Genomic DNA, 716 nt, shown 5'->3' on the forward strand with positions numbered 1-716 from the left:
GGGCTGAACAGCCCGAGGATCTTCAGCTTGCCGCTCTTCACGAAGGGCGCCGTGCTGTGATAGATGTCGACCAGCAGCGGGACCTGTCCGCCGATGACGTCCTGCTGCGCGGGGGCGCCTCCCTTGTACGGTACGTGGCCGATGTCCACGCCGGCCTTGGCCTTCAGCAGCTCGAAGCCGAGGTGCAGTGCCGTGCCGGCGCCCGAGGAGGCGTAGCTGATGGAGCCCGGGTTCTTCTTCGCCAGTGCGATCAGTTCGGCGATGTTGTTGGCCGGGAAGGCGGGGTTGGCGGCGATCACCATGTGTTGCATGCCGATCTGCGAGACCGCCGCGAAATCCTTGAGCGTGTCGTAGGGCAGGTTGGGCCGCAGGCTGGGGTTGATGGTGTGGGCCGAGACGACCATTCCCATCGTGTAGCCGTCGGGCGGTGCCTTGGCCACGGCCTCGGTGCCGATCACCGTGCCCGCGCCCGGCCTGTTGTCGACGATCACCGGCTGGCCCCAGACCAGCGTCAGTTGCTGGGCCATGATGCGGGCGACCGAATCGGTCGCGCCGCCGGCCGAGAACGGAACGATCAGCCGTACCGGCCTGCTGGGCCAGGCGCCGGAATTCTCGGCCGAGGCGAGCCAGGGCAGCCCAGCCAGCATCACGGCGATGCATGCCGTACGTCTCTTCATCTTGTTTGTCTCCTGTTGCACGCGGGTGCGATTTCTTCG

At 66.8% G+C, this 716-nt stretch carries 1 protein-coding gene; it reads right to left on the minus strand.

The window, feature by feature from the left end:
- Positions 1–677, minus strand: a 677-nt coding sequence (locus AC1DTN_RS37800) for a tripartite tricarboxylate transporter substrate-binding protein (protein WP_477925256.1), incomplete at its 3' end; no start/stop codon positions are given.
- Between the last annotated feature and the right edge of the window lie 39 nt (positions 678–716).

The organism is Rhizobium sp. 01T444 (assembly GCF_056398305.1).